Origin of the sequence: Streptomyces sp. NPDC046909, assembly GCF_040644695.1 — a bacterium.
Lineage (GTDB): Bacteria > Actinomycetota > Actinomycetes > Streptomycetales > Streptomycetaceae > Streptomyces.
Genome location: NZ_JBEYXC010000011.1, coordinates 118,795 through 138,266 on the forward strand (window position 1 = coordinate 118,795; position 19,472 = coordinate 138,266).

22 protein-coding genes are annotated in these 19,472 nt (G+C 70.0%); 11 read left to right on the plus strand and 11 right to left on the minus strand.

The genetic code is table 11. The annotated features are described in order from the left end of the window. Positions 1–361 precede the first annotated feature (361 nt). Both ABZ928_RS32785 and ABZ928_RS32790 read right to left on the minus strand, forming a co-directional pair. Positions 362–1,093 (minus strand): hypothetical protein, encoded by a 732-nt coding sequence (locus ABZ928_RS32785; protein WP_361526981.1) that lies wholly within the window; start codon positions 1,091–1,093, stop codon positions 362–364. Between the two features lie 41 nt (positions 1,094–1,134). Further along, the gene (locus tag ABZ928_RS32790) at positions 1,135–1,905 is read right to left on the minus strand and encodes a nucleotidyltransferase domain-containing protein (RefSeq protein WP_361526983.1); all 771 of its coding nucleotides are present in this window, start codon (positions 1,903–1,905) and stop codon (positions 1,135–1,137) included. Between the two features lie 196 nt (positions 1,906–2,101). On the opposite strand from ABZ928_RS32790, the gene ABZ928_RS32795 reads away from it, so the two are divergent. From ABZ928_RS32795 to ABZ928_RS32805, 3 genes are all read left to right on the plus strand, one after another. After that, the gene (locus ABZ928_RS32795; RefSeq protein ID WP_361526985.1) at positions 2,102–3,409 is read left to right on the plus strand and encodes a DUF262 domain-containing protein; all 1,308 of its coding nucleotides are present in this window, start codon (positions 2,102–2,104) and stop codon (positions 3,407–3,409) included. Next, positions 3,406–4,542: a DUF3696 domain-containing protein gene (locus ABZ928_RS32800; protein ID WP_361526987.1), complete on the plus strand. Its 1,137-nt coding sequence runs from the start codon at positions 3,406–3,408 to the stop codon at positions 4,540–4,542. Before ABZ928_RS32795 ends, ABZ928_RS32800 begins: the two co-directional genes overlap by 4 nt. A 111-nt stretch (positions 4,543–4,653) precedes the next feature. After that, on the plus strand, positions 4,654–5,529 hold the full coding sequence (locus ABZ928_RS32805) for a hypothetical protein (protein ID WP_361526989.1): 876 nt from the start codon (positions 4,654–4,656) through the stop codon (positions 5,527–5,529). 100 nt (positions 5,530–5,629) lie between these two features. Here ABZ928_RS32805 and ABZ928_RS32810 read toward each other — a convergent pair whose 3' ends face one another. Beyond that, positions 5,630–6,748, minus strand: a complete 1,119-nt coding sequence (locus ABZ928_RS32810; RefSeq protein ID WP_361526991.1) for a hypothetical protein — start codon at positions 6,746–6,748, stop codon at positions 5,630–5,632. 26 nt (positions 6,749–6,774) lie between these two features. On the opposite strand from ABZ928_RS32810, the gene ABZ928_RS32815 reads away from it, so the two are divergent. Further along, positions 6,775–7,482 carry a hypothetical protein gene (locus ABZ928_RS32815; RefSeq protein ID WP_361526993.1) on the plus strand — a complete coding sequence of 236 codons (708 nt, stop codon included), beginning with the start codon at positions 6,775–6,777 and terminating at the stop codon, positions 7,480–7,482. Between the two features lie 65 nt (positions 7,483–7,547). Further along, on the plus strand, positions 7,548–8,537 hold the full coding sequence (locus tag ABZ928_RS32820; protein WP_361526995.1) for a GNAT family N-acetyltransferase: 990 nt from the start codon (positions 7,548–7,550) through the stop codon (positions 8,535–8,537). Here ABZ928_RS32820 and ABZ928_RS32825 read toward each other — a convergent pair. Continuing rightward, entirely contained in the window at positions 8,455–8,838 is a 384-nt protein-coding gene (locus tag ABZ928_RS32825) for a hypothetical protein (protein WP_361526997.1), read from the minus strand. The genes ABZ928_RS32820 and ABZ928_RS32825 overlap by 83 nt on opposite strands. Before the next feature lie 399 nt (positions 8,839–9,237). Here ABZ928_RS32825 and ABZ928_RS32830 point away from each other — a divergent pair, with 399 nt between their 5' ends. The 3 genes from ABZ928_RS32830 to ABZ928_RS32840 all read left to right on the plus strand — a co-directional run bounded on the left by ABZ928_RS32830 (position 9,238) and on the right by ABZ928_RS32840 (position 10,922). Further along, entirely contained in the window at positions 9,238–9,924 is a 687-nt protein-coding gene (locus tag ABZ928_RS32830) for a hypothetical protein (RefSeq protein ID WP_361526999.1), read from the plus strand. A 90-nt stretch (positions 9,925–10,014) separates the two neighbouring features. Further along, positions 10,015–10,446: a RidA family protein gene (locus ABZ928_RS32835; RefSeq protein ID WP_361527001.1), complete on the plus strand. Its 432-nt coding sequence runs from the start codon at positions 10,015–10,017 to the stop codon at positions 10,444–10,446. Next, on the plus strand, positions 10,443–10,922 hold the full coding sequence (locus ABZ928_RS32840) for a GNAT family N-acetyltransferase (RefSeq protein ID WP_361527003.1): 480 nt from the start codon (positions 10,443–10,445) through the stop codon (positions 10,920–10,922). Before ABZ928_RS32835 ends, ABZ928_RS32840 begins: the two co-directional genes overlap by 4 nt. 9 nt (positions 10,923–10,931) lie before the next feature. On the opposite strand, the gene ABZ928_RS32845 is transcribed toward ABZ928_RS32840, so the two are convergent. The 3 genes from ABZ928_RS32845 to ABZ928_RS32855 form a co-directional block, all read right to left on the minus strand. Continuing rightward, positions 10,932–11,858: a glycoside hydrolase family 6 protein gene (locus ABZ928_RS32845; RefSeq protein WP_361527383.1), complete on the minus strand. Its 927-nt coding sequence runs from the start codon at positions 11,856–11,858 to the stop codon at positions 10,932–10,934. Positions 11,859–12,316: 458 nt separating this feature from the next. Further along, entirely contained in the window at positions 12,317–13,039 is a 723-nt protein-coding gene (locus ABZ928_RS32850; protein WP_361527385.1) for an aspartate/glutamate racemase family protein, read from the minus strand. A 5-nt stretch (positions 13,040–13,044) separates the two neighbouring features. Next, positions 13,045–14,496 carry an NCS1 family nucleobase:cation symporter-1 gene (locus tag ABZ928_RS32855; protein WP_361527005.1) on the minus strand — a complete coding sequence of 484 codons (1,452 nt, stop codon included), beginning with the start codon at positions 14,494–14,496 and terminating at the stop codon, positions 13,045–13,047. Positions 14,497–14,658: 162 nt separating this feature from the next. Here ABZ928_RS32855 and ABZ928_RS32860 point away from each other — a divergent pair, with 162 nt between their 5' ends. Next, positions 14,659–15,327 (plus strand): GntR family transcriptional regulator, encoded by a 669-nt coding sequence (locus tag ABZ928_RS32860; RefSeq protein WP_361527007.1) that lies wholly within the window; start codon positions 14,659–14,661, stop codon positions 15,325–15,327. A 34-nt stretch (positions 15,328–15,361) separates the two neighbouring features. Here the strand turns inward: ABZ928_RS32860 and ABZ928_RS32865 are convergent, their stop codons facing one another. Then, entirely contained in the window at positions 15,362–16,039 is a 678-nt protein-coding gene (locus tag ABZ928_RS32865; RefSeq protein WP_361527009.1) for a uracil-DNA glycosylase, read from the minus strand. A gap of 99 nt (positions 16,040–16,138) precedes the next feature. Here ABZ928_RS32865 and ABZ928_RS32870 point away from each other — a divergent pair, with 99 nt between their 5' ends. Continuing rightward, positions 16,139–16,738 carry an RNA-binding S4 domain-containing protein gene (locus ABZ928_RS32870; protein WP_361527011.1) on the plus strand — a complete coding sequence of 200 codons (600 nt, stop codon included), beginning with the start codon at positions 16,139–16,141 and terminating at the stop codon, positions 16,736–16,738. A gap of 134 nt (positions 16,739–16,872) precedes the next feature. On the opposite strand, the gene ABZ928_RS32875 is transcribed toward ABZ928_RS32870, so the two are convergent. The 3 genes from ABZ928_RS32875 to ABZ928_RS32885 form a co-directional block, all read right to left on the minus strand. After that, positions 16,873–17,349, minus strand: coding sequence for a DoxX family protein (locus ABZ928_RS32875; RefSeq protein ID WP_361527013.1), 477 nt, complete (start codon positions 17,347–17,349; stop codon positions 16,873–16,875). Between the two features lie 101 nt (positions 17,350–17,450). After that, positions 17,451–18,149 (minus strand): class I SAM-dependent methyltransferase, encoded by a 699-nt coding sequence (locus ABZ928_RS32880; protein WP_361527387.1) that lies wholly within the window; start codon positions 18,147–18,149, stop codon positions 17,451–17,453. 62 nt (positions 18,150–18,211) lie between these two features. Next, positions 18,212–19,123: an acyltransferase domain-containing protein gene (locus tag ABZ928_RS32885; RefSeq protein ID WP_361527015.1), complete on the minus strand. Its 912-nt coding sequence runs from the start codon at positions 19,121–19,123 to the stop codon at positions 18,212–18,214. A gap of 77 nt (positions 19,124–19,200) precedes the next feature. Between ABZ928_RS32885 and ABZ928_RS32890 the strand changes: the two genes are divergently transcribed. Next, positions 19,201–19,461: a DUF6343 family protein gene (locus ABZ928_RS32890; RefSeq protein ID WP_361527389.1), complete on the plus strand. Its 261-nt coding sequence runs from the start codon at positions 19,201–19,203 to the stop codon at positions 19,459–19,461. Positions 19,462–19,472 lie beyond the last annotated feature (11 nt).

A 19,472-nucleotide genomic window follows, 5' to 3' on the forward strand; every position in this document is an offset into this window, starting at 1 on the left:
CGCCGGAAACAGGAGCGGGCCCGAGGGCGTAGCCTGCCCCCGGGCCCTGGGAATGCCGTCCATTTCGCACGCCGGCACACTTGAGAACCCAGATCAGTCGTAATGTCGTCGCGTCCTGCCTTTGGACCACCGCACATCGAGCTGTGCGGACTGGACTTGAACCAGCATCTCGACGCCCTGGGCCTGGGCCCGGTCGATCCGGCGATCGACGGCGAATACTGAGTCTGGAGCGAGAGTCTGAGATTGATGACGGCCGGTCCTGCGTTCTTCGGCGGATACGACCGTTCAGTCACGACGAGCTTCAGCTTCAGTTTGCGCTCCTGGCGCACCCCGGCCGCAAAGGACCGGGGGGTCTCCGAGGTTACCCGAACAGGTAACCGAACACGGCGTCCCCGACCCGCTGGTCGACGACATCGGAGCCGTTGGCCTCTTCGCGGGCGAACTTCACGGCCTGCTGCAACTTCTCGACCCGGTCGAGGAGTTCGTTGACCCGGCGAGCCGGAAGCGCACCGGAGAACTTCACGGTGGTCCAGTACCCGATGGGCACGTCCTCGTAGTACACCTCGACCTGAGCGGGATGCTTCTCGGTCGCCTCGGCCTTGACATGGTTGCGGGGCACCTTCTTCGTACGAAGGGTCCGCACCGGCTCGGTCTTCCAGGAGTCCGTGGACGGATCCTGCGCCCACGCCTCTGAGGCGTCGAGCACCGGCAGCTTCCGTACGAAGGTGTTGAGGTCGACCAACTGCTTCTCCAGGAAGAGCAGATACGACACCGGCACATCGGCGACGAGCACCCGCCCGTCCACCTTCACATCCGCACGGGCCTCACAGTTCGCCCAGTCCTTCGTGGCGGTCACATCGAAGAGCCGCGTCAGCGTGGCCGCGGTGTCCCGCAGCACGTCCTCGGCCTTCACCTGCACCCGCGTCGCCTCGGGCGGCAACTGCTCGCCCTCTTCGTCCTTCGGCTGGTACGTACGCGAGATACCGGCGAGCAACGCGGGCTTCTGCAGGCCGTGATGAGCGGCCGTCAGGTCCTGGTGCGCCTTGGACTTGACGCCTTTCTCCACTGCGATGATCTGATTGAGTTTCGCCACGTGAGGGACGTTAGCAGCGTCAGCAGGCTTGATTCGAAGGGTTATTCGGAGTCCGCGGAACGGTCGAGAAGCGCCTCCACGTCCACCACAGCCGCGGCCAGCACCTCCGGGTCTGCCGACAACTTCCCCACCACCACGTCGATTTCCCGCAACCCCGCCCGCTCCAACAACCGCTTCTCATTGGTCACCCACTCCCCCCGCCCCGCCAATACCCCGTGCGCGGCCTGCGCGGCAGCCGTGGCGATGGCGCCTGCCACCTCGGTGACACGGCCGGACGGCGCGTGGGCCGCCTTGGCGTAGGCGAGGGTGGCGTGTGCGGTGCCGCACCAGCGTTCGCGGGCGGAGGCGCGGAGCTTCTCGGGATACCGGGCCGGCTTCGGCAGCGAGCCCCGGAGCACCTGGTTGATCGCCAGTTCCGCGACGACCAAGTAGCTGGGGATACCGGCGAGATGGAACATCAGCGGCTCCACCCGGAAGCGCCCCTCCTCGGCCTCCGCCAACTCGTGCTCCACGACGTCGAGATCGCGGTAGTGGACATCGACCCGCCGGCCGTCGATCTTCAGCCACGCACCGCCGTTGAAGACGCCGCCGCCCCAACCGCCGACGTCCGACACCTCGCCCTCCCAGCCGACGGCACGGAGGTCGTCCGGGTCGAACGCCCCGCGGTAATACACCGCGAGGTCCCAGTCGCTGTCCGGCCGGTGCGTGCCCTGGGCACGCGAGCCGCCGAGGGCGACGGCACGGACGGCGGGGAGGGCGGCGAGACGGTCGGCGATGGCGTCGAGGAACGCCGGGTCGGTGAGGGTGGGCATGGGAGCAGGGTAAGCAAGCCGGTGATCTGCTGCTGAGGGGCCGCCGCACAGCGCAGCACCTCTTCACCCGGTGCGACCCGGTCGCGGCCGCCTCCTCGTCCAGACCCCCGCCAGGCCCGTTTCCGGCAGAATCGGCAGCGGCGTACCGCCGTATCACCGAGCCACTCCGGCTACGAAACACGGGACACGAGGGCACATGTCGCAGGAGGACAACACCGGCAGCCGTAAGGCGGCACGGGAGCAGGCATCTGTGTTCAGCCGCTATATGGACTCCGGGGACTGCAACGGGTTCCGGGTCGAGATGGGGGCCGACGGTCAGGGCACCGACGTCGAGCTGGAGTTGCCCGATCCCGAGGCCGATGACACGGCGGACCTGATCACCTCGCCGTACGACCCCTCCAAGATCGAGATCCAGACCAGCAACCCCACGATCAACCTGCTCATGTCCCGGCTGAGCAACGGCATGATCGACCTCGCTCCGGACTTCCAGCGGCGTGCCGGGATCTGGTCGGACGAGCAGCAGAGCAGGCTGATCGAATCGCTGTTGCTGCGTATCCCCATCCCCTCCTTCTACGCCGCCGAACTCGACGACAGTTCATGGACGCAGGACAGCTCGTGGGCCATCGTCGACGGCATCCAGCGGCTGACGGCCATCGCACGGTTCATCGCACCCGACGCGCTCGCCGAGGCGGCCGGCATCGACGCCGGCCCGCTCCGGCTGCGCGGACTCGAATACCTTCAGAAGGACTTCGAGGGCAAGGGATACGACGACCTGACGGGCCGGCTGCAGATCCGTCTGAACGAGACTCAGGTCGTCGTACACGTCATCCGGCCCGGCACCCCGGAAGAGGTCAAATTCAATATCTTCGCCCGGATCAACACCGGCGGGCTCCCCCTCACCCGGCAGGAGATCCGGCATGCGCTGATCCCAGGACCGGCACGGCACCTGCTGTCGTCACTCGCCGAGTCGCCGGAGTTCGTGTCGGCGGCGGGCGGCGGGGTGCACGGCGCCCGCATGGCCGACCGGGAGATGGTCCTGCGTGCCCTGGCCTTTCGGCTCACCCCGCCGGACGCTTTCCGGGCGCAGGACTTCGACCAGTTCCTCGCCCGCACCATGCGGCAGATCAACCGGCTGTCCGACGAGCAACGCAACGCGCTCGCCGAGGAGTTCAAGCAAGCGGTGGCCACAGCCGAGGCGATCTTCGGTGAGCACGCTTTTCGCAAGCTGTATCCGCAACAGTCATGGCGTAATCCGATCAACAAGGCCATCTTCGAGTCGATCACGGTCAACCTGGCCGAACTCACGGAGATCGAGCGCGCCACGCTGGTAGCGTCCCGCGAGCAGGTGGTCGCGAAGTTCCAACTCGTCATGCATGGCTGGGACTTCGAACGTGCCGTGTCCGTCGGCACAGGCGACCGCGCCAAGGTCGTCCACCGGTTCTCCAGGGTCCGCAACCTCTTCCGGACCATCCTGAACAGCAGCAACGGGGGCAGCGCACAGTGATCGACCAGCTGTCGCTGACCAACTTCAAGGCGTTCCGGTCGGCCGACATCCCGCTCGCCCCGGTCACGCTGCTCACGGGCCTCAACTCATCGGGCAAGAGCACGGTCCTGCAAGCCTTCGCCCTGCTTCGGCAGTCGTACGACTCGTTCACGCTGTTCTCCACGGACGGAGACTCCGAGCAGGGAGGTTTCCTCCTCAACGGCGACTTGGTGGAGCTCGGGACCGGACAGGACCTGCTCCACGAGGACTTCGTCCGCTCACCCGGACTGCCCACTCCGCTGACCAGCATCGGATTCCGTACGGAGGACGGGCAGGGCCGTGCGTGGTCCGCGCTGTACGCACCCGAGCAGGACGTACTGCCCCTGCAGTCCACCTCCGACCTCACACATGAGGACTCGCTCTTCGGCCGCTGCTTCCAGTATCTGAAGGCCGACCGGATCGTCCCCGCCACCAGCTACCCGCGTTCCCATCACCAGGCGATCGGCCGTGCCTTCCTGGGTGCTCGGGGTGAGCACACCGTCAACTACCTGCGGCACCACGCCCAGCACCCCATGCCTGACGGGCCGCTTCGCCACCCGGAGGCAGCGGCACACACCTTCCTGGATCATGTGGTGGCCTGGATGCAGGAGCTGTGTCCGGGCGTCAACCTCGAAGCCTCGGAGATCCCCGGCATCGACTCCGTCCGGCTCAGTTACGGCTTCGACGGCACGGCCGGGATCGACTCCTCCTCCCGCCGTCGCCCCACGAACGTCGGCTTCGGCCTCACGTATGCCCTGCCCATCGTCGTCGCCTGTCTCTCGGCCGGTCCTGGAAGCCTGGTCCTGCTGGAGAACCCGGAGGCCCATCTCCACCCCCGCGGTCAGTCCCGAACGGCCGCACTCGTGGCGGCCGCCGCGGCGGCCGGGGCACAGCTGATCGTGGAAACCCACTCCGACCATGTCCTCAACGGACTGCGTCTCGCGGTCAAGAACGGCGTCATCCCCGCCTCCGACACCGCCGTGCACTACTTCCGGCGACGTGGTCTGCGGGCGGAGATCGTCACCCCGCGCATCCATGACGACGGTTCCCTCTCGGACTGGCCGACGGGCTTCTTCGACGAGTGGGAGAACTCCCTCGAACAGCTCCTCGACTGACTGCCGTCCGTCGCGCACCACGATTGGAGTGGCCCAGCAGTGCCACTGTCGTTATTCCTGAACGAACTCTCCTGCCGGTCCGACGCGGGTCCGAGACAGGTCGACGAGGCCATGGCGACATTCGTGGCCACCCTGAAGCACCTCAAGCACTGGGGACAGAACATCGGGCTCGTCACCGAGAGCCCCCTCCAACCGGCCGAGCTCGCACGCGGTTACGTCTACCAGCAGTGGGTGAACGCCACGCCCCGCAACAAGGAACGGCACCGCTACATCCTCAGCCTGCGCGACCGCACTCCCGGCTCCCTGCGTGGCGTACTCGAAGCGGCCGGACACGATCCGGCCGAGGTCGAGCACTTCCACGACGGCCGCCGTGCCCTCGGCATCGGCGCCGCCCACCTGGTGGACGGCCTGGCCATCAGCCTTGCCATCAGCCCGAAGTGGGCGACCTCCTGGCTGGACGTCGACATCAACCGCCTCGGCGAGGACGACATCGATGACGACCGGGGCCGGGTCCGGCACTGCTCCGCCCCGGACGAGGCCGACGAACATGAGACATGGGCCCGCGGCACCGGGCTGAACCGTCTGACCTGTTCGTCCGAACTCCTCGACTCCTGGGACGAGTTCTTCCCCTCCCTCGAACGCCTGCCCCGCTTCGACCGCGACCTGCGCGCCCTCGACCCGAAGTGGTTCCTGCCCGTCCGCGCCCTCCTCGCCGACCTCCAGTCCACGGCCGGCCACCACTGGGACCTGGACCGCTCCCCCGAACCCGACTGGCAGAACCCGCACATCACACCCGAATCACCGTCCCGGCGCCACCTGTGCACCTATCCGGACCCGGACCTTGACGGGCGGGAGGTGTGCTTCTCCTGGCACGGCCGCATGACTCCAGGCAAGGGGCGGCTGTACTTCCGGCTGGTGCCCGAGCGAAGGACGTTCCGACTCGCCTACGTCGGCACGAAGCCGGGCAGCGACCGCCTGTCCAACTGACGGACGGTCACCCCAGACCCACGCGGGAAGCGCTACGAGGAACACACTCGCCCCCGACCCTTCCCCAGTACCGCTCTCCGTCCCGCGTTGTGCGAGTCGATCATTCCTCAGCGCCCATGAGCTGATGAACCACAAAGTTCAGGTGCTGACTGTGCCCCACCTTGATCCAGGTCTCTGCATTGCCCGAACCTTTCACGCCCTCCCCGTCCGCACACTCCTGCAGCCAGCGCTCGCCGTCGCCGTAATCGGCACCTCGGAACACCGCGGACTCCGTGATCCGGCGGGCCATGGCGCGGACGCGGTCGGCCCGGTCTCTCCCTCCTCTCGTGGGAACCCGCCCGAGAAGGAAGCCGTCCGGCGCCGTGTACCGCATGACACCCCACGGCGGGCCCTGGGGTCGCACATGAGGAACATTCGCGCTGAAGACGTGCTCCGCCGAGTAGTCGCCATAGACCACAGCTGCCTGGAAGGTCGGCCGTGCCGCGCGTACCGCTCCATGGAGTTGCCAGTCATGACGCCCTGACACGTAGAAGGGCTCCCGGGCAGGGCTGTCGTACACGCGCGGGAAAGCCCCGGCCGTCAGGACGACCGTGCGCCAGGGCACGAGCGTCCCCAGTACGTCGAGTGCCGCGACAGCCGTCTTGCCCGCCTCCCCCGGGTCGGTGACCGCGCCCATGTCCAGGATCAGGTCCGTCAGGGACGGGGGCAGACAAAGCCGGTCGAGGAGGCTGAGAAGGCCGGTCGACATGGGTTCGTCGGGCGGGGCACCGACGAGTACGCGGATGCCCATGCCGCGTCGGCTGAGGAAGGCGAGGTCCGCCGCGTACCGCTGGAGTGCGGGGTGGCGCTCGGGGCCGGTCACGAGGCGCAGGCGGCTTCGGGTGATCAGCCGCCGCAGACTCACCGCGCAACCGTGGACATTGCCCTCGACGTGAGCGGCGTCCAGCCGGCCCGGGCCGTCGGCCATTGCTTCGATGAGCCTGTCCATGCGTGGGGTGAGCCAACTGTTCAGTTCTGCCTGGTCGTCGCCCGGGCCAAGGTCCAACGCACCGCGCTCGCCCCGCGTACGTTCCAGTCCCGTACGCGGAACGATGGTCCACAGCGGCGCGATCCGTCGCCGCACATCCAAGTCCAGCTGCTCATAGGCTTCCCAGGCGTCCCGTTCGCGAGCTCGCTTTGCCGCGTTGTCAGTGGCACGCGCTATCAATGAACTCGTCACTCAGCGTAACGACGGGGGAGATGGTGATGACGCACGACGAGGGGCAGAAGAGGAACGCCGGAGAAACCGAGCAAAGAGCTCCGGACAGCGGCGCCCACACCCGGCCGCCACGCACCCACCTGTCCGCCGCCGGTCTGCGGGCCCGCGGCTGGACCGCCGGGATGGTGCGGCAGCTGCTCGGTGAGCCCGATCTGCTTCGGGTCAATCCGTACTTCCGGACGGCTCCGCAGACCCGCCTGTACTGCGTGGAGCGGGTTGAAGCCGCGGAGGCGAGCGAGGAGTTCAGGGCGGTGGCAGCGGCCGCCGCCCGCCGGTCCGACGCGGCGAAGGCCGCCGCGCAGCGCAGGCGCCGGGAGGTGCTGGCGCGGATCGCGGCGGAGCCGGTCGACGTCCCGCGGCTGGCTCCGCCCAGGCTGGCGGCGGCAGCCGTCGCGCATCGCAATCGACGTGATCAGGAGCGGGCGTACGAACGTTGGGGACATGCGCCTGACCCCGCCACGGTCGACAGTGCCGAGCCCGGTGCGCTGGTCCGGTGGAAGGTCAACTATCTGCGCCATCGGCTGACTCGTTACGACGAGCTCCTCGACGGGCTCCACGGAAGCACTGGTCGTGCGGCAGCGGAGGAACTGCTGCGACGGAGGATCTACGCGGCCATCTCCGAGGCGTACCCGGACCTTGCACAGGAGTGCGAACGCCAGCTGAGTGAACGGGAGTGCGGTCCACCACACGCATGACTGCCCCGGGCAAGCTGCGGCAAGACCGGGCCGCCGGCCGGGCACCCTCCCTACGCTCCGGGCACATGAAGGATGATCAAGCCCTGCGTGTCCACGAACGCCTCGCGGCCCGGCCCGAGTTGCGCCCCGTCGCCTTCGGTGAGGGCCGCCGCTTCGCTCTGTGGGACCTCGCCTCGCTCGCCGAGGGTGCTCTCGGCGAGTGCCTCGACCCGGATTCGCTCACCGTGGCGAGTGAGAAGCGGTGGCGTGTGCGGCTGGGGACGGCTGGACGGGAGGGCACCCGGTACGACGAGTTCCGCAGGAGGTACTGGGTCTGCCCGCCGGACAGCCGACGCGGGCCCGTGGGAACCGTGGCCGTCGACACCTGGCCCATGGGGGCGGGTGCGCTGCGCGTCACCTCGCTCTACGTCCATCCGGTCGCCCGGCGGAAGGGGATCGCCTCGGCCGTGCTGGACGCGGTGTACGCGGACTGCCGCGCCGAAGGGCTGCACGGGTTCCGCCTGGACACGTACTGGACCTGGCAGAAGACCGTCCGCTACTACCTCGCCCGGGGGTTGTGGGTCACCTCGTGGAAGCACGCACTGGGTCTCGCCCGGTTGTCGTACCTGCCGCGGTACGAAGTGCGAGAAGACGCAGATGAGTTGACGTTCCTGGTGGCCGTCGCGGAGGGCACGACGGTCCCTCTGCTCGTGACGGGGCACACCGACGGACGGCTGCGCTTGCGGGAAACCGAGCAGTACCGAAGCCTGACCGAGGAACGCCACGCCCTGCGCATGTACGCTCGCTCGACTCTGGCCCTGCATCTGGCCGTGCGGGGGCGGCCGTTGGTGCGGGGTGAGGAGGAGTGGGACCGCGCGCACTGGTCGAGTGACATCGGTGAGCCGGAGGGGCTCGCGTACAAGATCGGGGTCTTCGAGCAGGTGGCGCGGGAGGACGGCTGGCGGGTGGAGAGCCCCTGCCCGCCGGCGCCCGTCACGCCTCCCAAAGATCCCGGTGCCGGTGCCGGGTCGGCGGATGGTCCAGGTCCTCGGCCCACCGCAGCAGCGCGCCCGTAGGCGCGGCGCGCAGGTGCCGGTGGGCGGAGGTGCGGAAGGCCTGGAGGGCGGCTCGGGCCCGCCGCTCGTACGGGCTGCTGTAGCGCTCGTTCATGGCGCGGGGGCGGGTGTACGAGGTGAAGTCCCGCACGACGAAGCCCGGTACGGGGCGGCGGCCCTCGCGCTCGGCTCGGATCGACTCCTCGTGGGAGTAGCGGAGTTCCGTGACGGTGTTGCCCGTCCAGGGGCCCGGCAGGCCGAGGGGCCAGTAGGCGGGCAGGGTGCGGTGCCGGCTCGGGACGTGGTGGGTGGTGCGTGACATGGCGGACCTCCTGGGCCCACCGGAATCTCCGGTGCGGCGCTAAGCGCTCCGCTGGATGTGCGGCGACGTGTCGGCGTTCGTCTGCGGCGCCGTCGTGGCTGGTCGCGCAGTTCCCCGCGCCCCTTAGCGGCGCTGCCGTACCGCAGCCGACTTCACCGGGTCCGCTTAGAAGTCCGCCGCCGTGAAACGTCCCAGGTGTTTGTCGTGCATGGCGGAAGGCTGGCAGCTGACGGGGGGCGCTGTCGACTGGTTATCCACAGGCCGAGCCAGTGCGTTGTCCACAGGCGGGGGCGGTCTCGGGCGGTTGTCAGTGGGACGCGCTTCAATGGGATCTGTCGTCACAGAGCGTGATGTCGGGCCGTGGCCGTTGGGCTGTGGCGTGTCACGGGGGAGGTCGCGATGGTGGGGCGTGGGGAGCACGAGGAGGACGGGCGTCGGTATGTCTCGCTGGCCGGGCTGCGGATGCGGGGTTGGACGACCGGGGACTTGGTGCACCGGCTGCTCGGGCCACCGGACCGGTTGAGCATCGATCCGCGCGTCCGCACCGCACCCGCGGTCCGCCTGTACCGGGTGGAGCGGGTCGAGGCGGCCGAGCGGAGCCACGAGTTCCGGCAGCGGGCCGAGGCCCTGGAGCGGATCCGGACCGAGCCAATCGACGTCCCCCGGCTGGATCCGGGCAAGTTGGCGCTGCGGGCGGTCGGTCATCGTGCGCGGGAGGAACTGCGGCAGGGGCGGACGGGCGACGAGGTGTGCACCGGCAGGCCGAGGGACCGTGTGTCGAGGGACCGCGCGTCGCTCGACCCCTGGAAGGTCGGCTATCTGCGAGAACGGGTGAGCAGTGCGTACGACCTTCTCCTCGCCGCCCCTACCCGGCCCGGAAACCCGGACCAGGCGGCGCACGGCCTTCTCCAGCAGCGCATCTGCGACGCCATCGCCGAGGCGTATCCCGCTCTGGCGGAGGAGTGCGCGAGACAGGCGGCGGGGCCGGGAGCCGAGGAGGGCGGCGACGTCGCCGCCGGCACTGCTACCAGGGAGGGAGAGCCCCACACGAAAATCGGATGCGGCCAGGGACCGCGGCTTGGATGATCGCGAGGCTGAACATATGCCGCCCATCCTGCAACCTGTCACCCCATCACCCCCTATCCCACCCTCCCTCACCCCGCCTCTGGAGCCCCCGTGATCCAGCGCGTCACCACCCCCGCCCTCTTCCCGCCGCCGACCTACTCCCACGCCTCCGTGGTGGAGGCCGGCACGAAGCTCGCGTTTCTCGCGGGGTCCGTGCCGCTCGATGCCGAGGGAAAGCTCGTCGGTGAGGGGGATCCCGTGCGGCAGGCCGAGCAGGTGATCGCGAATCTGGAGGAGCAACTGCGGGCGGTCGGGAGCGACTTGGCGCATGTTCTGTCGACGGACGTGTATGTGGTGAGCAGTGAGACGTCGGTGCTCTCCGCGGTGTGGGAGGTCGTGGAAGCGTCCGGGCTCAGCACCGGTCCGCACTCATCGACGCTGATCGGGGTGGCCTGTCTCGGGTACTCCGGCCAGCTGGTGGAGATAACGGCCACCGCGGTCGTCCCCGAGGCGACGGCCCCTGAGCAGGACCCCCGCTCATGACCTCAAACGACCCCACCATCAGCCTCCGCCGCGCCACCGCCCCCGACGCCGCCGCCGTGGCCGACGTGTGGCTGCGTTCCTTCGACGCCGCGCTGCCGACCGTCGTGCGGCCCCGGTCCGACGACGAGGTCCGGGACTACTTCCGGGAGGTGGTCGTGCCGTTGCGGGAGACATGGGTGGCGGACGCGGTGGGCGGGGGCGGGATCACCGGCAGGATCGTGGGGGTGATGGTGCTGAACGGTGAGTTGCTCTCGCAGCTCTATCTCGACCCCGACTGGCGAGGACGGGGCATCGGGGACCGGTTCGTCACCCTCGCCAAGGAGCGCAGTCCGGGAGGCCTGCACCTATGGACCTTCCAGGTCAACAAGCCGGCCCACCGCTTCTACGAGCGGCACGGCTTCGTCGCCGTCGAGCACACGGACGGCAGCGGGAACGAGGAGCGGGAGCCGGACGTGCGGTACGTCTGGCAGCCCTGAGGCGCCCCCTCAGCGGCGGGCGTTGCGCGCCAGCCCCAACGCGTACGCGGGCCACCAGCGCCCCGCCGCCGGCCCGCCCCGGCACAGGCCGTCGGACTCCCCCGGCCGCTTGATCCACAGGTACGCGTCCAGGCGGGGGTTCCCCGTACGCGTCGTCGGCGGCTCGCCCAGCGCTCGGCCGGGTGGGTTGCACCAGGAGTCGGTGCCGGCGTAGGGGCCGTTGCCGTTGCGGCTGGTGTCGATGACGTAGTGCTTGCCGCCGAGGTAGTTCGAGAGCTGGTCGCCGTATGTGGAACTGGCTTGGTCGGTCTGGAAGTTGGAGACGTTGAGGGCGACGCCGTCGGCCCGGGCGACGCCCGCGGTGCGCAGGGCGGCGACCAGGTTCCAGGGCTGCGGGATCCAGCCGGAGTTGCCGGCGTCGAGGTACACCCGGGTGTGCGGGCGGCGCTTGATGCGGTCGACGGCGTAGGCGAGCAGGGCGTAGCGGTCCTTCGCCACGACTCGGGTGCAGCCGGCCACCACCTGGGCGACGGCGTCCGGTTCGACGATGACGTAGGCGCCCCGGTTGCCGAGGGCGGTGGCGAACTCGTCGATCCAGGCGCGGTAGGAGGCGGCACTCGAGGCACCGCCGCTCGAGTACTGGCCGCAGTCGCGGTTGGGGATGTAGTAGGCGACCAGTACGGCGATCCGCCCGGCCTGCTCGGCGGCGAGGGTCCGGGCGCGAACGACGGGGCCCGGGTTCGGTCCGTTCAGCCACTCGGCCTGGGGGCGGTCGGCGATGCGGTCCATCAGCGTGGCGTCGGCGGTCCGGCCCGCCCGCCGCCACTCCGCCGCCTGCTGAGCTGCCCGTGAGTCGGGGTCGGTCCAGAAGGGCTCGGCCACGTCGCCCGAGGCGCCGGCGCAGCAGAGACCGACGAGGAGAGCGGTGAGGAACATCCGGGACACGGGTCCGGTTCTGGCTCCTGGCGTCGGGGGCAACAAGGGGCGACTCCGTTCCCGCCGCGAGGCGACTCGTCCTCACGGGAGTCTGCGGCCACCCCCCCTTTCACACTGGGGGCGCCACTGGACAGGTCGCGCCAGGATCACCCCGACGGAGGCTTCGAATGCGACCATGCGACCGCCCCTGGATGCCCCTAGGTGCCCCTAGGTGCCTGACTATCAACCTCGCTGCATCCCGCCTAAAGGGGCGCGGCGGGGCTGTGACATCAGCGGCTCCGCCGCGGGGCGCGAGCAACCACAACGCACCCGCAGCAGCAGCCGCAGCCACAGCCACAGCCACAGACACAGCCGCACAGACACCCGTCACGCGTCGCCCGTCGCCCGTCGCCCGTCGCCCGTCGCCCGTCGCCCGTCGCCCGTCGCCCGTCGCCCGTCGCCCGTCGCCCCTAACCCCCTCACCCCACCGAAGGTCTCCCCCAAACCCGCCCCTTGGGCAACGGCCCCGCAAACCCGCCCACCTTGCTCGTCCGCAACCCCAACCCCACCAGCCCCTCCGCCAGCTTCACCGCCGCTCCCACCCCGTCGACCACCGGCATCCCCAGCTTCTCCCCCACCACCCGCTGCAACCCCGTCATCCCGGCACACCCCAGCACCAGCACCTCGGCACCGGCCTGACGGGCCCGTTCCGCCGCCGCGAGGAAGGCCGCCTCCGTGCGCCCGGCGTCGCCGAGTTCCAGCACGCTCAGCCCCGTACCGACGACGGCGGCGCAGTTCCGGCCCACCCCGGCCAGCTCAAGGCTGTCCTCGATCTGGCCGCAGGACCGCTCCAGCGTGGTGACGACGCCGTACCGGCGCCCGAGCAGACAGGCGAGATGGGCGGCCGCCTCGGTGATGTCGACGACGGGGACGTCCAGCAGCTCCCGGACGCCTTCCCGCCCGTGCTCGCCGAAGCCGGCCATGACGACGGCGTCGTACGCGGGACCTTCGTAGGTACGCAGGAGGTCGATGACCGCGGCCGCCGAGAGGTAGCTGTCGAGCCAGCCCTCGGCCGACTCGGGTCCCCACTCGGGCGTCAGTCCGGTCACGGCGGTGCCCGGGCCTGCGGCGGCCCGGGCACCTCGTACGATCTCCTCGGTCATCTCCTGCGTGGTGTTGCAGTTGGTGACGACGATCCGCACTCCGGTCAAGCCTCCACAGCCGCTCGGTCGTTCCGGCACAGGACCGCGTACAGGCCGGCCGCGAGGGCCGTTCCGATGAACCAGGAGTACGGGGCCACGTCGCTGAACGTCTTGACGAGCGCGAGCACGCCCGCGACGGCGGCCGCCGGGAGGAACGCCCACAGGGCCTTGGGGTTGACGCCCTTGCGGTAGTAGTACCGGGAGCCCGGGGTGGCGTCGAAGAGTTCGTCGACGTCGACGCGGCCCTTCTTGACCCAGTAGTAGTCGAGCATGATCACGCCGAACAGCGGGCCGAGGAAGGCGCCGAGGCCGCCGAGGAAGTAGTTGACGACGGTCGGGTTGGAGAAGAGGTTCCACGGCGTCACAAGCAGCGCCGCGACGGTGCTGATCATGCCGCCGACCTTGAACGTGATCTTCTGCGGCCAGACGTTCGCCAGATCGTACGCAGGGGAGACGAAGTTGGCGACGATGTTGACGCCCATGGTGGCAATGGCGAAGGTCAGCGCGCCCAGCACCATCACCCAGGTGTTGCCGACCTTGGCGACCAGCTCCGCCGGGTCGGTGATGGCCTCGCCCCACACCTCCAGCGAGCCCGCGGTGACGATCACGGAAACGACCACGAAGGCCGTGGAGTTGATGGGCAGGCCCCAGAAGTTGCCGCGGCGGACGGTCTTGTAGTCCGGCGCGAAGCGGGAGAAGTCGCAGAAGTTGAGCATCAGGGTGCCGTACGTGGCGAGGATCAGCCCGATCGCGCCGAACCACTGCCGCCACTGCTCGCCCACCGAGACCGGGTGCGGGGTGGAGGTGAGGGAGATGCTCCAGTCGGCCTTCGCCAGCACCCACACCGCCAGCGCGATCATGACCACCCAGATCGCGGGTCCGCAGAAGTCCTGGAACTTCCGTACGGACTCCATGCCCTGACTGATGATCAGTGCCTGGATCAGCCACAGCGACACGAAGGAGACCCAGCCCAGCGCGTCCAGGCCGAGGAAGGAGCTGTGCGTCCAGGACTCCAGGCCGGGCCAGGCGGCCAGCAGCATCACGTTCACCGCGACGGAGGCCAGATAGGTCTGGATGCCGTACCACATGATGGCGATGACGGCCCGGATGAGGGCCGGGATGTTCGCGCCCCACACGCCGAAGCTGATGCGGCTGACGACCGGGAAGGGCACCCCGTGGCGCTGGCCGATCTTCCCCATCCAGTTCATGCCGATGTAGATCAGCACGAAGCCGACGAGCAGCGAGGTGAACACCTGCCACACGTTCATGCCGAGGACGAGCAGGCCCGCCGCGAAGGTGTAGTTGCCGAGGTTGTGGACGTCGGACATCCACATGGCGAAGAGGTCGAAGACCTTCCAGTTCCGCTTCTCGGCGGGTGCGAGGTCTTCGTTGGTGAGCCGGGGGTCGGGGACGAACGCTGGCGCGCCGGTGACTTCGGCGCGGTCGGCGAGGGACACGGGGCCTCCAGGGACGGGGACGGAGGAGGAGGGTGGTGGCCGCTTGGTGAACCAGGTTTGGTATACCAAACTGCGGTCATAGTCCTCCCGTCAAGCGTTCCGGCCGATGTCGCGTTCGTTAACGCTCCGTAAATCACCTCCGGAGTCGGCGAAGATGGCTCCATGAGCTCCACGACGAAGATCGAACCCCTGGGCGCCGTCCGCGAGCGCGTCCTGGCCACCCTGCGGCAGGAGATCATCGCGGGCCGGCTCCGGCCGGGCGACCGACTGGTCGAACGGGAACTCGCCGAGCGTTTCGGGGTCTCCCGGGTACCGGTCCGCGAGGCGATCCGGGCACTGGTCACCGAGGGCTTCGTCCACTTCGAGACGCCCCGCCGCACGGTCGTACGCCGCCTGACCCCCCAGGACGTCAAGGAGCTCTTCGAACTGCGCGAGGCCCTGGAGGTCTACGCCGCCGCCCTCGCCGCCGCCCGCGCGACCCCGCACGACCTGGCCGAGGTCGAACAGCTCCTCGACCGGGCGGCCACCGCGACCGAGGCGGGCGACGCCGAGACGATCACGGACATCAACAGCCGGCTGCACGACCGCATCGTGGCGATGGCCCGCAACAGCCTCCTGATAGAGGCCCTCGAACCGGTCGCCGGCCGACTGCGCTGGATGACCCGCCGGAACGAGGAATGGCCCCAACTCCTCGTCGAACACCGGGAGTTGTACGAGGCCATCGCATCCGGCGACCCGGAACGCGCCCGCGCGCACGCCCTCGCCCACGTACGGACCAACTACGAGTCGACGGTACGGCAGCTGTTCGGCGAGGACGCCGAACTCACCTAGCCGAACTCACCTGACCGATGTGCCCCGCCGCCGGTCAATCGACCCCCGCCGCCGACCGCAGCACATCCCGCAGCATCTCCGGGGTCAACCGCCCCGTGAAGGTGTTCCGCTGACTGACGTGGAAGCACCCGAAGAGCTCGATCCCGTCGAGCGGCACCCGCACCCCGTGCCCGAACACGGGCCGCGGCCGGGGCACACCCCACCCCGCCTCCGCCAACGCGGGCAACGTGGCCTGCCACCCGAAGGCACCGAGCACGACGACGGACCGCAGGGTCGGCCGCAGCAACCGCAGCTCCTGGACGAGCCAGGGCCGACAGGTGTCCCGCTCCCCCGGAGTCGGCTTGTTGGCGGGCGGCGCGCAGTGCACGGGAGACGTGACGCGTACGCCGTGCAGTTCGAGCCCGTCGTCAAGGGCCACGGACGTCGGCTGCGAGGCGAGCCCGACGTCGTGCAACGCCTGATACAGCACGTCCCCGGAACGGTCGCCGGTGAACATCCGCCCGGTGCGGTTGCCTCCGTGCGCGGCCGGAGCGAGCCCGACGACCAGCATCCGGGCATCGGCGGGCCCGAACCCGGGCACCGGCCGCCCCCAGTACGTCTGGTCGGCGAAGGCCGCGCGCTTGGTACGGGCCACCTCCTCACGCCATTCGACCAGGCGGGGACAGGCACGGCAGCCCGCGATGCGCCGGTCGAGATCGTCGAGGGCGTCCATGGGACCACCGTACGACCTGACCGGCGGCCTGAGTCCCGGCCGGCGACAGCCGCCCGAACCGCAGGTACCGGGGTGTGCGGGACGGACTAAGGTCGGGGCATGGCTGCTGACGGCACTCACACCGACCCGAACGACCCGACCGGCACCGCTGTGACGGGCCCGGGGGCAGGCGTGCCCGACGCCGACACCGCTGGGGCCGACGCCTCCGGCACCGACCCGGCCGGCGCCGAGGCGAAGGCGACCGTGGATCCGAAGGTCGCCGCCGCGGTGGCCGCCGCCGAGGCCGCCGGACCCCAGCACGGGGAGACCGTCCGCGTCGACAGCTGGATCTGGTCCGTACGGCTGGTCAAGACCCGCTCCGCGGGCGGCGCCGCGTGCAAGGGCGGTCACGTACGCGTGAACGGTGACCGGGTCAAACCGGCCCACTCCCTCCGCGTCGGCGACGAGGTCCGCCTGGTCCACGAGGGCCGGGAACGGATCGTCGTCGTCAAGCGCCTCATCCGCAAGCGAGTCGGTGCCCCGGTGGCCACCCAGTGCTACGTCGACAACAGCCCCCCGCCCCCGCCCCGCGAGCACATCGCCCCCGCCGGCATCCGCGACCGCGGCACGGGCCGCCCCACCAAACGAGACCGACGGGACATGGAACGCCTGCGCGGAGTGGGCGGGCGCCCTGGGGCGCCTGGCTCAGGGGGTCGGTGACGCGAGCCGTCCGGACCAGCCAGCTGTCGATCGCCTTCCCTCCGAAACCCGCAGACACCCCACCGCACACACACGGCGACGACGTCCGGACCGGGCCCCGAGGCCCCTCCGAACGCCATCGCCCTGTGCGTCGTTCAGGCACGTCGCCGTACCAGTCCCAGCAGCCGCTCGTTCTGGCCGCGCCGAGCCCAGGCGATGAGGGCCAGCGGCACGATCAGGATGAGCGGTGTCGCCGCGTTCTCCCCGTCGAAGTAGGAGAGCTGGACGACGAACGCGCCCACCATCAGCGCGCTCAGTGCCATCGCGGCCACCGACTGGAGCACCGGGATCAACAGTGCGACGGCACCGGCCAGTTCGAGTGCGCCGATGGTGTACATCCCCGCGTTGCCCCAGCCCATCTCCGCGAAGCCCTCGGAGGCCGAGGGGTGGGCGATCAGCTTGGGCAGCGCACTGGCGAACGCGTAGAACAGGGCGAGCACGACCTGGAGGGTGCGCAGGGCGATCCGGGCCCGGCGGCCACGCGCGGTCGCGGACTCGGCGACGACGATGCCGGAGCCGGAGGTTCCGGACTGAGCGGTGACGGTGGTGACGGGGACGGTGGTCTCGGACATCGGGGTCTCCTGTGGGAAGCGGTCCGTTGTGCTGTCACAGAGGTAGACCGACGCCCACTCGAAAACTCATCGCTGCCCAGCGCCCCGTTCCCTTCCCGGCCCTAACGCCCGCCCACCGGCACCGCCCTCACCCAAGTCCCGTCCTCCGTCAGATACTTGTCCACCCTCAGCCCCGCCTCCCCCAACGCCTCCTCGAACTGTTCCTCCGTCAGCGGCCGTGCCAGGAACGTCTGGGTCCACACCGCGTCCGGGAACTCGTACTCCGCGTGCACCGAGTTCACCCCGTCCCCGACCGGCTCCGCCGACACCATCCGTACGGTGAAACCGGCGGCGTCCACCCGTTCGCGCGGCAGGTTGGTGTGGTAGTCCGCGCCCTCCCGCTGGATCAGCACACACCCCTCCTCGGAGACGTGCCGCGCACACGCCCGCAGCATTCCGCGCCGCACCTCCACGTCCCCGGCGTGCACCAGGAACGACGCGAGCATCACCACGTCGAATGTCTCGCCCAGGTCCAGCCCTTCGACCGGGGCGCATATCGTGCGCGCCCCGCGGACGCGTTCCAGCATCTGCGGGGACTCGTCCACCGCCGTGACCGTGAAGCCCCGTTCCAGGAGCGGGTGCGTCACCCGCCCGACACCGCAGCCCAGTTCCAGGACGTGCGCGCCCGCCGGCACGGCCGCGGCGATGATGTCCGGCTCGTTCCCCACCGTCAGCCGCGCGTACAGCTCCACCGCGCAGCCGTCGGGAGTGATCGCCCCGGGCCCGGTCCCCTCGTACCCCTCACGCATCTTCATCTCCATGCCCGTCCAACGGGCCACCAGCGCAGGGCCGTTCCCCCATCGAACGTCTTCACCCGTACGAGTTACAGCGGCAGCCATCCGCGCCCGATGTACCAGTGCCCTCCCGCCCGCAGCCGGTCTCCGATCGCCCGCTCCAGCGTCGTGCGCCGCGGCAGACCCGCCACCGGCAGCTCCGGGTCTCCGAACACGAACTGGACGGGTTCCGTGTCGGCGGGCTCGGTGTCCTGGCGGGCGATCCGGAACCGTTCCTGGAACCGGACGATGTTGGAGTCGGCGGGCAGGTGCTGCTTCAACTGCGGGTCCAGGAGCCAGGAGTGGCACATCGCCGTCCGGTACTCCTCCGCGGGGTAGTGCTCCGCGAAGAACGCGCGGGCCAGCGCCAGCGAACGGTCGCAGGCCGCCGGTGACAGCGGGCCGAGGAACTCGGGGATGTGGATGTCCAGGCACGGCGTGCCCTCGGCCGCGTTCATCCCGGCCGTTGCGAACGTCGAGGCCGCCCGCCGCCAGAGGTTCGCCCGCTGGAACTGGAGCCGCCCCAACTGGTACAGCTCACCGCGGAAGTGGAGCGTGAGCCATTGCGGGGACCGCACTCCGCAGGTGCCGTAGCGCCTGCGGTGGAGGGCCATGTGCCGCCCGAGGTCGGCGAGGGTGCGTCGGGAGATGTCGGCGGGGATGCCGTGAGCGTGGTGGTACGCGCGCGTGTGCGGCAGCGTCGCGACCAGTACGTACGCGGCGAAGCAGGCGGCCAGCGGGGCCGGGGCCTCGGTGACCCGCTCGCGCAGCTGGAGTCCGTCGCCGTACTCGACGATCTTCCCCATGTCGCGCACCAGTTCCGCGACGCACTCCTCCAGGAGCCGCATCGCCCCGGTGTCGGCCGTCAGCGTCGGCAGGAGGCCGATCAGTTCGTTGATGTCCTCGTGCGGTACGGCGAGGTCCAGCAGCACCTCGGCGAGCTCGTCGGCGTCCGGAAGCACACGGCCCTCCCCCTGTTCGCCCGCTCTGGGTGAACCTCGCACCGAAGGGTACGTTGCAAGGAGGAGCCGTGATCCCGATGCGTACGGGCAGTGAGCCGACGACCGCGCGCAGTGCACTGCGGGCGCGCTTCTGGCTGAGTGTGTGGGGGCTGGTCTGGGCGGTTTTCGGCACGGCCGCGTTCGCCCTCGCGGGCCGCACCGGCTGGGCCATCGCCTGCGGGGTGCTGTGGCTGGTGATCACGGTCGATCTGACGCTGATCCTCCGGCACATCCGCCAGGGCCCGCACTACCAGCCGGGCCCGGACATCCCGCCGTACCGCCCACCGGAGAACCGTTAGCCGCCCGGCCG